The sequence below is a fragment of the Microbacterium sp. JZ101 genome (assembly GCF_053903175.1).
On record NZ_CP096400.1, the window covers coordinates 1463272 to 1475518 of the forward strand.

Below are 12247 nucleotides of genomic sequence, written 5' to 3' on the forward strand. Positions count from 1 at the left end.
GACCTGCGCCCTCAGCGGACCTCGGCGGGCTCCGAGACGGCCGGCGCGGTGTGCACGTGCGCGGCGGGCTCATCGGCCGGCTCATCGTCGGCGGGCTGGTCCTCGGCGGACATCGCCGGGGCCTGCGCTTCGGCGGCGCGCGGCGCGACGAGGGCCTTCGCGGCGGCGAGGGCGAGCGCGAGGATCAGCCCGACGGCGCCCGCGCCCACGAGCCCCGCAGCGAGGGTGATCCAGGCCTGGCCGACGTACACCTCCACGCCGGTCGCCGTGCCGTTCAGGAGCATCTCCTCCATGGTGCCGATGCGGGGCAGGGACAGCGCGATGCCGCCCGCGATCGCGAGCACGGATGCGAGCACGAGCGTCCAGTACGCGGCGCTGCGGGTGAGACGGGCGGGGTGAGTCATGATCCTCCTCTGTGCGCCGCATCTCGGCGCGGGGTCCACCCTCGCGACCCGGCCAGGGCGCGGCCGATGCGCGGGCTATGCGTCCTCTGTGAACCGCGGCCCTGGTGGTGGCGCCCTCGCGGGCCTATCGTGCCGCCCATGGGCATCAGGATGGAGAACGTCGGCATCGCCGTCCGCGACCTCGAGGAGGCGATCGCGTTCTTCCGCGATCTCGGCCTCGCCGTCATCGGGCGCGACGAGGTGAGCGGCGAATGGGCGGACACGGCGGTGGGACTCGACGGCAACCACGCGCGGATCGCGATGCTCGAGACGCCGGATGGGAGCGGACGGCTCGAGCTCTTCGAGTACCTCCACCCCGATGCGCTCGAGACGGAGCCGACCCTCCCGAACGAGATCGGGATGCACCGCGTCGCGTTCTCGGTCGACGACCTCGATGCGGCGCTCGAGATCGCCGCCCGGCACGGCTGTCGCCCGCTGCGCGGCGTCGCGGACTACCAGGGGGTCTACCGCCTGACCTACGTGCGCGGCCCGAGCGGCATCCTCGTGATGCTCGCGGAGGAGCAGCGGCGCTCTCGCTAGTCTGGACGCGACGCCGATCGGAAGGAGTCCTGTGTTCTCATACGATCCGTACGCCGAGCTCGCGACGCTGCGCAGCTTCGCGCCGCTCGCGCTCACGAGCACCGACATCGCCGAGGGGCAGCCGCTGCCTCTCGCGCAGTGGGGATCCGCCGGCGGCGGCTCCGACACGTCGCCCCAGCTCAGCTGGTCGGGCGCGCCGGAGGGAACGCGGTCGTACGCCGTGTCGTGCTTCGACCCGGATGCGCCCACGGGCGCCGGCTACTGGCACTGGGCGGTCTACGACGTGCCCGCCGACGTGACGTCGTTCGCGACGGGCGAGGCGGGGCGCACGCCCGGCATCACCCTGCGCAACGAGGCGGGGGTCCCCGGCTACATCGGCGCGGGGCCGCCTCCGGGCACGGGGGTCCACCGCTACTTCTTCGTCGTGGACGCCCTCGACGTCGAGCACCTCGACATCACGTCGGACGCGACGCCGTCGATCCTCGGATTCCAGCGTCATTTCCACTCGCTGGCCCGCGGCATCCTCGTCGCGACCGCGACGGCCGATTAGTCGCGGGGGAGCGCAGCGGGGGTCTTCATCCGCAGCACGACCACCGTGAACGTCGCGGCCGACAGCGCGGCGAGCACCATGTGGATGCCGACGAGCAGCTCGGGCAGGCCGTTCCTCGCCTGGATCACGCCCACGAGGATCTGCACGCCGATCGCGAGCAGCAGCACGGCCGTCCAGCGGCGCGTCGGCAGGCGGAGCGTCCAGGCGGCCGCGAGGAGCACGACGACGAGCCCGAGCAGGATGTAGCCGGGCCAGGAGTGCACATGGGCGAGGACCGTCGCGTCGAACCCGCGGCGGATCACCTCGGCGTCGCCCGAGTGCGGGCCGGAGCCGGTCGTCAGGACGCCGAAGAGGATCGTCACCGCGAGCACGAGGGACGTGACGTGCGTGAGGATCAGGTACCAGCGGGGGACCGCGAGGCTGCGCGGTCCCGGTGCGTCGTACGCGCGGACGAGGAACGCCGCGGTCAGGCACACGAGGGTGAGCGACGCGGCGTAGTGGAAGCCGACGATGAAGGGGTTCAGCCCCGTCCACACGGTGATGCCGCCGACCACGGCCTGCGCGACGATGCCGCCGAGCACGATCGCCGCGAGCGCGAACAGGTCGCGGCGCTCGGCGCGCATCCGCCACACGAGCACGAGCACGGCGAGGGCGACGAGGCCGACGACGCCCGTCATCGTGCGGTTGCCGAACTCGATGAGTCCGTGCACGCCCATCTCGGGGGTCGGAACGAGCGACTCCGGCGTGCACAGCGGCCACTCCGAGCAGCCCAGGCCCGACCCCGTGAGGCGCACGGCGCCGCCCGTGCCGATGATGACCGTCTCGGCGATGAACGACAGCCAGGCCGCGACGCGCACGCGCGCGTCGACCGCGGTCGGAAGCCAGGAGACGAACCGCGTGCGCAGGTCGGCGGCGGCGGATGGTGCGGTGTCGGCGGGCATGGCGAGGCGCCTCCTGCGGTTCGCCTGAGCGTCCGGCGCGAACGGCGCCGAACGAGGCGGAACCTGTAGAATCGTGGGTGACTGAGGATGCGGGCGCGTGCGCTCAGCGCATCCACTAACAGTGTAGGTGCGAGCGATCGCGCCGGAAGCCGGGTCCCACAGACGGCCGCTCCGCTCCGAGCGACCGGGGCGGATGACACCGCTGCGAGACCCCTGAGGAGAGTGTGAAGCGTCATGTCTGATGTGCTGATCGACCGCCCCGAGCTCGAAGGTCTGGGGGTGTACGAGTTCGGATGGCACGATGCCGACGCGGCTGGCGCGAGCGCCAGGCGCGGCCTCAGCGAGGCCGTCGTGCGCGACATCTCGGCCCTCAAGAGCGAGCCGGAATGGATGCTCAAGAACCGTCTCAAGGGCCTCCAGCTCTTCGGACGCAAGCCGATGCCGACGTGGGGCGCCGACCTCAGCGAGATCGACTTCGACAACATCAAGTACTTCGTCCGCTCCACCGAGAAGCAGGCGCAGTCCTGGGAGGACCTCCCCGAGGACATCAAGAACACGTACGAGCGCCTCGGCATCCCCGAGGCCGAGCGCCAGCGCCTCGTCGCGGGCGTCGCTGCTCAGTACGAGTCGGAGGTCGTGTACCACCAGATCCGCGAGGACCTGGAGGCGCAGGGCGTCATCTTCATGGACACCGACACCGCGCTGCGCGAGCACCCCGAGTTCTTCGAGGAGTACTTCGGCACGGTCATCCCGGCCGGCGACAACAAGTTCGCCGCGCTGAACACGGCCGTCTGGTCGGGCGGCTCGTTCGTCTACGTGCCCAAGGGCGTCCACGTCGAGATCCCGCTCCAGGCCTACTTCCGCATCAACACGGAGAACATGGGCCAGTTCGAGCGGACGCTCATCATCGCCGACGAGGACTCGTACGTCCACTACATCGAGGGCTGCACGGCTCCCATCTACAAGAGCGACTCGCTGCACTCGGCGGTCGTCGAGATCATCGTGAAGAAGAACGCTCGCGTGCGCTACACGACGATCCAGAACTGGTCGAACAACGTCTACAACCTCGTCACCAAGCGCGCGATCGCGCACGAGGGCGCGACGATGGAGTGGATCGACGGCAACATCGGCTCCAAGGTGACGATGAAGTACCCGTCGATCTTCCTCATGGGCGAGCGCGCCAAGGGCGAGACCCTCTCGGTCGCCTTCGCGGGCCCCGGCCAGCACCAGGACGCCGGCGCGAAGATGATCCACATGGCGCCGTACACGCAGTCGTCGATCGTCTCGAAGTCGATCGCCCGCGGCGGCGGTCGCGCCGGCTACCGCGGCGAGGTGCGCGTCGACGCGAACGCGCACCACTCGGCGAACACCGTGCGCTGCGACGCGCTCCTGGTCGACACGATCTCGCGCAGCGACACCTACCCGGCGATCGACATCCGCGTCGATGACGTGCAGCTCGGCCACGAGGCGACCGTCTCGAAGGTCAGCGAGGAGCAGCTGTTCTACCTCATGAGCCGCGGCCTCCCCGAGGACGAGGCGATGGCCATGATCGTGCGCGGGTTCATCGAGCCGATCGCGCGCGAGCTGCCCATGGAGTACGCACTGGAGCTCAACAAGCTCATCGAGATGGGCATGGAAGGATCGGTCGGCTAGATGACGACCCCGACGCAGGCGCCGGAGCAGACGGCGCAGGACACGCACGCTCACGTGGACCCGGCCGCGGCTCTCCGCGACGACGCCGTCGTCCCCGTCCAGACGCGCTCGGAGCGGCTCCGCTCCTACGAGCCGGCCGACTTCGGCACGCCCACGGGCCGCGAGGTCAACTGGAAGCACACGCCCGTCGACCGCATCGCGCCGCTCTTCGCGGTCGCCGACGCGAACGACGGCGTGACCACGACCTTCGTCTCGGGCGGGCAGTACGCCGCGGCACCCCTCGCCGCCGGCACGGCGCCGCGCGGCGAGTTCTTCGAGCCCGAGGACCTGCCGGCCGCCGTGGCCTGGCAGGGGGCCGCCGAGGCGCTGCACATCCGCGTCCCGCGCGAGGAGGAGGTCGCCGAGCCGATCGTCGTCCTCGTCGACGGCCAGGGCGCTGACCGCCGCGCTGACGCGCACATCGTGATCGAGGCGCTCGAGCTGTCGAAGGCCACCGTCGTGCTGCGGCACACGGGCACGGCCCAGTACGCGCAGAACGTCGAGATCCTCGTGCGCGACGGCGCCCAGCTCACGGTCGTCTCGGTGCAGCAGTGGGACGACTCGGCCGTGCACGCCGCTGCCCACCAGGCGCGCGTCGACCGCGATGCGACGCTCCGCCACGTCGTCGTGAGCTTCGGCGGCGGCGTCGTCCGGGTGAACCCGAACGTCGAGCTCGCCGGCCAGGGCGCGAACGGCGAGGTCTACGGCCTCGCCTTCGCCGACGACGGGCAGCACCTCGAGAGCCAGGTCTACCTCTTCCACAAGGGCCCGGAGACGACCGGCGACGTGCTCTACAAGGGCGCGCTGCAGGGCCTCACGGCCCGCTCGGTCTGGATCGGCGACGTGCTCATCGGCCCCGACGCGACCGGGACCGACTCCTACGAGGCGAACCGCAACCTCATCCTCACGAACGGCGCGCGCGCGGACTCGATCCCGAACCTCGAGATCCAGACCGGCGACATCAAGGGCGCCGGCCACGCGTCCGCGACCGGTCGATTCGATGACGAGCAGCTGTTCTACCTCCAGGCGCGCGGCATCACCGAGGCCGAGGCGCGCCGCCTCGTCGTCCTCGGCTTCCTGAACGAGATCGCGCAGAAGATCGACGTGCCCGGCCTGCAGGACGAGCTCGTCGCCGCGATCGAGAAGGAGCTCGCAGACGGGGCGGCGGCATGACCGCGTCCCGTGTGTGCTCGTTCAGCGAGCTCGAGCCGGACACCGCGCTGCGGGTCGTCGTCGACGGCGTGCCGATCGCGGTCGTGCGCGACTCGAACGACGAGGTGCACGCGATCGGCGATGTCTGCACGCACGGCGACATCTCGCTGTCCGAGGGCTTCGTCGAGGGCGAATCGCTCGAGTGCTGGGCCCACGGCTCGGCCTTCTCGCTCCGCACGGGCAAGCCCCTGAACCTCCCCGCTTACGAGCCCGTCCCGGTCTACGTCGTCCAGATCGACGGCGACGACGTGCTCATCGACCCGAATGTGAAGAAGGAAATCTGAAATGGCTGTCCTCGAGATCCGCGACCTGCACGTGACGGTCGAGACCGATGAGGGTACGACGCCCATCCTCAACGGCGTCAACCTCACCGTGAAGACGGGCGAGACCCACGCGATCATGGGCCCCAACGGCTCGGGCAAGTCGACCCTCGCGTCGACCATCGCCGGTCACCCGAAGTACACCGTGACCTCCGGCTCGATCACGCTCGACGGCGAGGACGTCCTCGAGATGTCGGTCGACGAGCGCGCCCGCGCCGGCCTGTTCCTCGCGATGCAGTACCCGGTCGAGATCCCCGGCGTGACGGTGACGAACTTCCTCCGCACCGCCAAGACCGCGCTCGACGGCGAGGCGCCGGCGATCCGCACGTGGACCAAGCAGGTCAAGGAGGGCATGAAGAACCTCCGGATGGACGACAGGTTCGCGCAGCGCAACGTCAACGAGGGCTTCTCGGGCGGCGAGAAGAAGCGCCACGAGATCCTCCAGCTCGAGCTCCTCAAGCCGCAGCTGGCCATCCTCGACGAGACCGACTCGGGGCTCGACGTCGACGCGCTCAAGATCGTCTCGGAGGGCGTGAACCGCGCCAAGGAGAACACCGGCCTCGGCGTCCTCCTCATCACGCACTACACGCGCATCCTCCGCTACATCAAGCCGGACTTCGTGCACGTCATGGTCAAGGGCCAGGTCGTCGAGGAGGGCGGGCCGGAGCTCGCCGAGCGCCTCGAGAACGAGGGCTACGACCGGTACTTCGCCCCCGGCGAGCCGATCGAGGCGTAGGCTCGCGACATGTCCGCGACCCTCACCCCGGAGAAGTACGACGAGGTCATCGAGGCCCTCAAGGAGGTCATGGACCCCGAGCTCGGCGTCAACGTCGTCGACCTCGGGCTCATCTACGACCTCGCGTGGGACGACGAGAACGACGCGCTCGTCATCCACATGACGCTCACGAGCGCCGGGTGCCCGCTGACCGACGTGCTCGAGGAGCAGACGGCCCAGGCCCTCGATGGCGTGGTCGACCGCTTCCGCATCAACTGGGTGTGGATGCCGCCGTGGGGTCCCGAGCGGATCACCGACGACGGGCGCGACATGATGCGCGCCCTCGGATTCGCGATCTGAGACCGACCGACACGGAACGACCCGGAGCCGCGGCTCCGGGTCGTTCCGCGTCTAGGCTCGAAGGGTGACCACGCCCCTCGACGCCCTGCCCCTGGAGACCCTGCGCACCCGAACGAGCACGAAGTGGGCGACGTACCCCGCCGACGTCCTGCCGCTCTTCGTGGCCGAGACGGACTTCCCGCTCGCACCGGCCATCTCGCAGGCGCTCAGCGCGGCGGTCGAGCGCGGCGACACGGGGTACGTGCCCCCGCGCACGCGCTATCCGGAGGCGTTCGCGGGCTTCGCGAGCCGCCGCTACGGCTGGGAGGTCGACCCCGCGCGCGTGCGCACGACGTGCGACGTCATGATGGGCGTCGCCGAGGCCATCCGCGCGGTGGCCGGCCCCGGCGAGGGCGTCATCGTCACGCCGCCGGTCTACCCGCCCTTCTTCGCGGTGCACGAGGAGTCGGCCACCGAGGCCATCCGCGTCCCCCTGGTTCGCACCGACGCCGGCTGGCAGCTCGACCTCGACGGCATCGACGCGGCGTTCGCGGCCGGCGCGAAGGCCATCCTGCTCTGCAACCCGCACAATCCGACCGGCACGGTGCACGCGCGCGAGGCGCTCGCGGAGCTGGCCGAGATCGCCGCGCGCCATGGCGCGTGGGTGATCAGCGATGAGATCCACGCGCCGCTCGTGCTGCCCGGCGCGGAGTACACGCCGTTCCTCGCGGCGAGCGAGACGGCGGCCGAGGTCGGCATCGCCCTCACGAGCGCGAGCAAGGCGTTCAACCTCGCGGGGCTCAAATGCGCGCATTTCGTCACGGCCTCCGACGCCGCGCACGCCGTCGTGAGCCGGATCCCCATGGAGGTCGAGTGGCGCACGGGGCTGTTCGGCATCCTCGCGGGGATCGCGGCGTTCGAGGACGGCGACGGATGGCTCGACGCTCTGATCGCGCGACTCGACGCCAACCGCGCGCTGCTCGCGGACCTGCTCGCGGAGCACGTGCCCGGCGCGCGCTATCTGCCGGGCGACGCCGGCTTCCTCGCCTGGGTCGACCTCGGCGCGCTCGGATGGGGCGACGACCCGTCGCGGCGCATCCTCAAGGACGCGAAGGTCGCGCTCAACCCCGGGCCGTCCTTCGGCGCGGAGGGCGCGGGATTCGCGCGCATCAACTACGGCACCGGACCGGAGATCCTCGAGGCGGCCATCCGGCGCATCGGCGCGCTCATCGCGTCGTGAGCGGGGTGGATCCCCGCGCCGCCGCGTCGGGGCAGGTTCCGGTCGTGCCCGCGACCGCGGGGCCGAGCATCTGGCGGAGGCCGTACCTCCTCACGACGCTCGGCGCGGTGGCGCTCATCTTCCTCGCCGCGCTCCAGTCCCTCGCCGTCACCACGGTGATGCTGGTCGTGGCGAGCGACCTGAACGGCGAGGCCCTGTACGCCGTCGCGTTCTCGGGGACGTTCGCGACCGCGGTGATCGGGATGGTCGCGGCCGGCGCGTGGTCGGATCGGACGGGGCCCGTCGCACCGCTCTTCACGGCCGCGCTGTTCTTCGTCGCGGGCCTTGCGATCGACGCGCTCGCGGGCGACATGACGACGCTCGTCGTCGGGCGGCTCATCATGGGACTCGGCTCGGGAGGCCAGGTCGTCGCGCTCTACGTCGTCGTCGCACGTGTCTTCCCCGCGCAGGTGCAGGGTCGGGTCATGGCGGCGTTCTCGGCCGCGTGGATCGTCCCCTCGCTCGTCGGCCCGGTGCTCGCGGGCGCCGTTGCCCAGTATCTCCACTGGCGGTGGGTCTTCGCGGGGATCGCGATCCTCACCGTCGCCGCCTTCGCGATGATCGCGCCCAGCCTGCGGGGCCTTCGCACGTCGCCGGAGGAGCCCCACATGGGCGGCATCGCGCGACGCCTCCTGTTCGCGGTCGTCGTCGCGGTCGGGGCCCTCGCGCTCAGCCTCTCCGGCGAGATCGAGGGGGCGCTCGGCTGGCTCGCGGCGGCCGCATCGCTCGTCGTCGTCGCGGCGTCCATCCTGCCGCTCCTGCCGGCGCGGACGATCCGCCTCGCACGCGGACTGCCGAGCGTCATCGTGATGCGCGGGCTCATCGCGGGCGCGCTCTTCGGCGCCGAGATCTACGTGCCGTACCTGCTCATCGACCGCTTCGGGTTCTCTCCGACGACGGCGGGGGCCGGTCTCACCGTCGCGGCGCTCACCTGGGCTGCAGCGGCAGAGCTGTCGGGGCGATTCGGAGATCGGACGGGGAACCGCCGCATCGCGCTGCTCGGCGCCGCCCTGCTCGCGGTCGCCCTCACCGCGTGCATGCTCACGGCCGCGCTCGGCCTGCCGGCCTGGGTGCCGATCGGCTTCTGGGGCTTCGCGGGACTCGGCATGGGCCTCGTCTACCCTCGGCTCACCGTGCTCACGATCGCCTACTCATCGGCTCGCAACCAGGGGTTCAACTCCTCGGCGCTCCAGATCAGCGACTCGGTGGGGGCGTCGGCGACGATGGCGGTCATGGGGCTCGCGTTCACGGCCCTCGGGGGCGCGTCGGGCGCGTTCGCCGCGGTCTTCGGCATCGGGCTCCTGCTCGCGCTGGCCGCGCTCGTCCCCGGGCTGCGCCTGGGCCACGCGCGCGAGGTCTGAGCGCGCTCAGACGGCGCCGAGACCCGCGAGGATCACCGCGACGCCGTGCCGGAAGTCGGCATCCGCTGCGTCGGCGCCGTCACCCGGCACGACACCCAGCTCGGCGGCCTGCAGCCGCTGCTGCACGAGCGACGCGTGCCCGAGGACGAACGGGAGCAGGATGGCGGCCCCGCGGTCGGCGTCGTCCTGCGGGAGCGTCCGGGCGAGCGCCTCGGCGAGCCGTCGGCGGGGCGCGTCCTCGCCGAGCGCGAGCGCCTGCGTGCTCAGCACGACCTCGGCGCCGTCGCGATGCGCGAGAAGCGCGTCGCGGAGGGCGAGCGCGACCTCGGCCGGTGAGGCGTCGTCGTCGACCTCCGCCGCCCGCACGATGCGATCCGCGAGCGCGGCGAGGAGCACCTGCTTGCTGTCGAAGTGCCAGTAGAGCGCGCTGGCGCGCACGTCGAGCTCGGCCGCGAGCCGCCGCATGGTGAGATCGCCCAGTCCGTGGGTGTCGAGGATGCGCAGGGCGGCCTCGACGATGCCGGCGCGATCGTTGCGGGCTGTCGTCGCGTCGGCCATGCCCATGAGTATACTGAACGCCGTTCACGTGAACGCTGTTCAGGACGCGTTCCCCGCCGACAGGAGACCCCCATGACCGTGACGAGCCGTTTCGAGGGCCGCGACATCGCGCGCATCGCCGTGTTCGCCGCTCTCATCATCGCCCTCGGCCTGGTCGGCCCGATCCCGGGCCCGGTCGGCGTGCCGATCACGGCGCAGACGCTGGGCGTTATGCTCGCCGGCGCGGTGCTCGGATGGCGGAACGCGGCCGCCGCGGTGCTCGTGGTCGTCGTGCTGACGGCGGTGGGGCTGCCGGTCCTCGCCGGCGGGCGCGGCGGGCTCGGCGTCTTCGTCGGCCCCACGGCGGGGTATCTGCTCGGCTGGATCCCGGGCGCTGCGGTCGTCGGGCTCATCGCGCACGCGGGCCGTCGCTTCGCGTGGTGGCGGGTGGCCGTCGGCGCCGTCGTCGGCGGGATCGGCGTGATCTACGCGATCGGCGTGCCGGTGCAGGCCCTCGTGATGGGCCTGCCCCTCGGCGATGCTCTCGTCGCGAGCGCCGTGTTCCTGCCGGGCGATCTCATCAAGGCCGCCGTCGCGACGGTGCTCGCGGTCGCGCTGCACCGCGCCTATCCCGTCGCGTTCCCTCGGCGCACGCCGCAGCCCGCCCTGCAGGCCGCCGGTGAGTGACGCGCGCGGGGTCATCCGCCTCGATCGCGTGTCGGTCGAGGTCGGCGGCGCGCGCATCCTGCAGGACGTCTCCGTCGAGCTGCCGCAGCGCCGGATCGCGGTGATCGGCGCGAACGGCTCGGGCAAGTCGACGTTCGCTCGGGTGCTCGACGGCCTCGTCGCGCCGACGGCGGGCGTCGTCTCGGTCCACGGCATCGACGTCGTGCGCGAGCCGAAGCGGCTGCGCGAGGCCGTGGGATTCGTGTTCACCGACCCCGACGCGCAGATCCTCATGCCCACCCCGGCCGAGGACGTCGCCCTCTCGCTCAAGGGGAGCGGGCACGCGCGCAGCGAGGTCGCCGCGGCCGTCGCCCGCGAGCTCGAGCGGCACGGACTCGACGCGCACGCCGACCAGCCCGCCTACAGCCTGTCCGGTGGCCAGAAGCAGCTGCTCGCGCTCGTCTCGGTGCTCATCCGCCGCCCGCGCCTCATCATCGCCGACGAGCCGACGACCCTGCTCGACCTCGGCAACGCGCGTCGCATCGCGGACATCCTCATCGACGAGGTCGCCGCGCAGACCGTGATCGTCACGCACGACCTCGAGCTCGCTGCGCGGTGCGACATCGCGCTCCGGTTCGCGCACGGCCGCCTGATCGAGGTCGGCGAGCCTGACGGCGTGATCGCACGCTACCGAGCGGAGTTCGCGGGGGAGCGCGCGTGATCTCGCTGTACCGGCCCGGCGGCAGCGTCATCCATCGGATGCCCGCGGGCGCGAAGCTCGCGGTCATGGCCGCGCTCGCGCTGGCGATCTCGCTGTGGCCGCACACGCCCCTCACCGCGGTCGCCGCGCTGGTCCTCGTCATCGGGCTCTTCGCCCTCGGCGGCTTCGGGCCACGCGAATGGCTGCGGCAGGTCTGGGCGCTGCGGTGGATCGTCGCCTTCATGGCGGTGACGCAGCTCGTGTTCCTCGGGCCGACGCCGGCGCTCGTCAACACGGTGCGCGTCGCGTCGGTCGTGCTCCTCGCGGCGCTCCTCACGCTCACGACCCGCACGGACGAGCTCCTCGCCGCACTCGAGCGCCTCCTGCGACCGCTCTCGCGGTTCGGCGCGGATCCGTGGCGGATCGCGTTCACGCTCTCCCTCACGATCGCGCTCGTGCCCGTCGTGGCCGCCTTCGCACGGCGCATCCGCGAGGCGCAGCGCGCGCGGGGCGTGAGGCTCGGATTCCGGGCCGTGCTGCCGCTGCTCGTGATGTCGCTGCGCCATGCCGACGGCGTGGCCGACGCGCTGACCGCCCGCGGGGTCGCGTGATGCCCGTGCGCGTGGGGGAGCACCTCGTCCACGGCGCGGTCGTCGACGCTCAGACACGGTGCGCGCACTGGCACGGGCCGCGCGACGTCCTCGCCATCCGCTTCCCGTGCTGCGGCCGCTGGTATCCGTGCCACTCCTGCCATGAGGAGGCGGCCGACCATCCGGGCGAGGTGTGGCCAGCGGATGCCGCGGGTGAGCGCGCGCTCCTGTGCGGCCGCTGCGGCGAGACGTCGACCATCGCGGAGTACCTCTCGTCCTCGACGTGCGCCCGCTGCGGCGGGGCCTTCAACGAGCGCTGCCGCCTCCACCACGACCTCTACTTCGCGTAGGCGCCTCTCCCA

General features: G+C 71.8%; 16 protein-coding genes. 13 read left to right on the plus strand and 3 right to left on the minus strand.

Translation table 11 applies throughout. The features are described from left to right. Nucleotides 1–11: 11 nt before the first annotated feature. Nucleotides 12–404, minus strand: a complete 393-nt coding sequence (locus M1D56_RS06675) for a dinucleotide-utilizing enzyme (protein ID WP_456285045.1) — start codon at nucleotides 402–404, stop codon at nucleotides 12–14. A 138-nt stretch (nucleotides 405–542) separates the two neighbouring features. Between M1D56_RS06675 and M1D56_RS06680 the strand changes: the two genes are divergently transcribed. Both M1D56_RS06680 and M1D56_RS06685 read left to right on the plus strand, forming a co-directional pair. Beyond that, nucleotides 543–983, plus strand: a complete 441-nt coding sequence (locus M1D56_RS06680) for a VOC family protein (protein WP_456285046.1) — start codon at nucleotides 543–545, stop codon at nucleotides 981–983. Between the two features lie 31 nt (nucleotides 984–1014). Next, nucleotides 1015–1533 (plus strand): YbhB/YbcL family Raf kinase inhibitor-like protein, encoded by a 519-nt coding sequence (locus M1D56_RS06685; protein WP_271174053.1) that lies wholly within the window; start codon nucleotides 1015–1017, stop codon nucleotides 1531–1533. Here the strand turns inward: M1D56_RS06685 and M1D56_RS06690 are convergent. Further along, nucleotides 1530–2474, minus strand: a complete 945-nt coding sequence (locus M1D56_RS06690) for a COX15/CtaA family protein (protein WP_456285047.1) — start codon at nucleotides 2472–2474, stop codon at nucleotides 1530–1532. The two genes, M1D56_RS06685 and M1D56_RS06690, sit on opposite strands and share 4 nt — an antisense overlap. 234 nt (nucleotides 2475–2708) lie before the next feature. Between M1D56_RS06690 and sufB the strand changes: the two genes are divergently transcribed. The 7 genes from sufB (at nucleotide 2709) to M1D56_RS06725 (ending at nucleotide 9392) form a co-directional block, all read left to right on the plus strand. Then, the gene (gene sufB, locus M1D56_RS06695; protein WP_271174055.1) at nucleotides 2709–4127 is read left to right on the plus strand and encodes a Fe-S cluster assembly protein SufB; all 1419 of its coding nucleotides are present in this window, start codon (nucleotides 2709–2711) and stop codon (nucleotides 4125–4127) included. After that, nucleotides 4128–5339, plus strand: a complete 1212-nt coding sequence (gene sufD, locus M1D56_RS06700; RefSeq protein ID WP_271174056.1) for a Fe-S cluster assembly protein SufD — start codon at nucleotides 4128–4130, stop codon at nucleotides 5337–5339. Then, a complete protein-coding gene (locus tag M1D56_RS06705) occupies nucleotides 5336–5662 on the plus strand; it encodes a non-heme iron oxygenase ferredoxin subunit (RefSeq protein WP_271174057.1) in 327 nt (108 codons plus the stop codon). Before sufD ends, M1D56_RS06705 begins: the two co-directional genes overlap by 4 nt. Nucleotide 5663: 1 nt before the next feature. Next, entirely contained in the window at nucleotides 5664–6434 is a 771-nt protein-coding gene (gene sufC / locus M1D56_RS06710; RefSeq protein WP_271174058.1) for a Fe-S cluster assembly ATPase SufC, read from the plus strand. 9 nt (nucleotides 6435–6443) lie between these two features. Then, nucleotides 6444–6773: a metal-sulfur cluster assembly factor gene (locus M1D56_RS06715; protein WP_271174059.1), complete on the plus strand. Its 330-nt coding sequence runs from the start codon at nucleotides 6444–6446 to the stop codon at nucleotides 6771–6773. 64 nt (nucleotides 6774–6837) lie between these two features. Then, entirely contained in the window at nucleotides 6838–7992 is a 1155-nt protein-coding gene (locus M1D56_RS06720) for a MalY/PatB family protein (RefSeq protein ID WP_324011599.1), read from the plus strand. Beyond that, nucleotides 7989–9392: an MFS transporter gene (locus tag M1D56_RS06725; protein WP_456285048.1), complete on the plus strand. Its 1404-nt coding sequence runs from the start codon at nucleotides 7989–7991 to the stop codon at nucleotides 9390–9392. Before M1D56_RS06720 ends, M1D56_RS06725 begins: the two co-directional genes overlap by 4 nt. 6 nt (nucleotides 9393–9398) lie before the next feature. Here M1D56_RS06725 and M1D56_RS06730 read toward each other — a convergent pair whose 3' ends face one another. Next, on the minus strand, nucleotides 9399–9950 hold the full coding sequence (locus tag M1D56_RS06730; RefSeq protein ID WP_456285049.1) for a TetR family transcriptional regulator: 552 nt from the start codon (nucleotides 9948–9950) through the stop codon (nucleotides 9399–9401). A 72-nt stretch (nucleotides 9951–10022) separates the two neighbouring features. Here M1D56_RS06730 and M1D56_RS06735 point away from each other — a divergent pair, with 72 nt between their 5' ends. Genes M1D56_RS06735 through M1D56_RS06750 form a run of 4 tightly spaced genes read left to right on the plus strand, consistent with a single transcriptional unit; the run spans nucleotide 10023 to nucleotide 12235 of the window. Continuing rightward, the gene (locus M1D56_RS06735; RefSeq protein WP_282979836.1) at nucleotides 10023–10616 is read left to right on the plus strand and encodes a biotin transporter BioY; all 594 of its coding nucleotides are present in this window, start codon (nucleotides 10023–10025) and stop codon (nucleotides 10614–10616) included. Further along, nucleotides 10609–11316 (plus strand): energy-coupling factor ABC transporter ATP-binding protein, encoded by a 708-nt coding sequence (locus M1D56_RS06740; RefSeq protein WP_456285050.1) that lies wholly within the window; start codon nucleotides 10609–10611, stop codon nucleotides 11314–11316. The genes M1D56_RS06735 and M1D56_RS06740 overlap by 8 nt, the downstream gene beginning before the upstream one ends. Beyond that, the gene (locus M1D56_RS06745) at nucleotides 11313–11906 is read left to right on the plus strand and encodes a CbiQ family ECF transporter T component (protein WP_456285051.1); all 594 of its coding nucleotides are present in this window, start codon (nucleotides 11313–11315) and stop codon (nucleotides 11904–11906) included. Before M1D56_RS06740 ends, M1D56_RS06745 begins: the two co-directional genes overlap by 4 nt. After that, nucleotides 11906–12235, plus strand: a complete 330-nt coding sequence (locus tag M1D56_RS06750) for a CHY zinc finger protein (protein ID WP_324011589.1) — start codon at nucleotides 11906–11908, stop codon at nucleotides 12233–12235. The genes M1D56_RS06745 and M1D56_RS06750 overlap by 1 nt, the downstream gene beginning before the upstream one ends. Nucleotides 12236–12247: the final 12 nt, after the last annotated feature.

Bases quoted from the DNA above. Each gene is read 5' to 3' on its own strand.
- M1D56_RS06675 (WP_456285045.1), bottom strand. From the start codon at position 404: ATGACTCACCCCGCCCGTCTCACCCGCAGCGCCGCGTACTGGACGCTC.
- M1D56_RS06680 (WP_456285046.1), top strand. From the start codon at position 543: ATGGGCATCAGGATGGAGAACGTCGGCATCGCCGTCCGCGACCTCGAG.
- M1D56_RS06690 (WP_456285047.1), bottom strand. From the start codon at position 2,474: ATGCCCGCCGACACCGCACCATCCGCCGCCGCCGACCTGCGCACGCGG.
- sufB (WP_271174055.1), top strand. From the start codon at position 2,709: ATGTCTGATGTGCTGATCGACCGCCCCGAGCTCGAAGGTCTGGGGGTG.
- sufD (WP_271174056.1), top strand. From the start codon at position 4,128: ATGACGACCCCGACGCAGGCGCCGGAGCAGACGGCGCAGGACACGCAC.
- M1D56_RS06705 (WP_271174057.1), top strand. From the start codon at position 5,336: ATGACCGCGTCCCGTGTGTGCTCGTTCAGCGAGCTCGAGCCGGACACC.
- sufC (WP_271174058.1), top strand. From the start codon at position 5,664: ATGGCTGTCCTCGAGATCCGCGACCTGCACGTGACGGTCGAGACCGAT.
- M1D56_RS06715 (WP_271174059.1), top strand. From the start codon at position 6,444: ATGTCCGCGACCCTCACCCCGGAGAAGTACGACGAGGTCATCGAGGCC.
- M1D56_RS06730 (WP_456285049.1), bottom strand. From the start codon at position 9,950: ATGGCCGACGCGACGACAGCCCGCAACGATCGCGCCGGCATCGTCGAG.
- M1D56_RS06735 (WP_282979836.1), top strand. From the start codon at position 10,023: ATGACCGTGACGAGCCGTTTCGAGGGCCGCGACATCGCGCGCATCGCC.
- M1D56_RS06750 (WP_324011589.1), top strand. From the start codon at position 11,906: ATGCCCGTGCGCGTGGGGGAGCACCTCGTCCACGGCGCGGTCGTCGAC.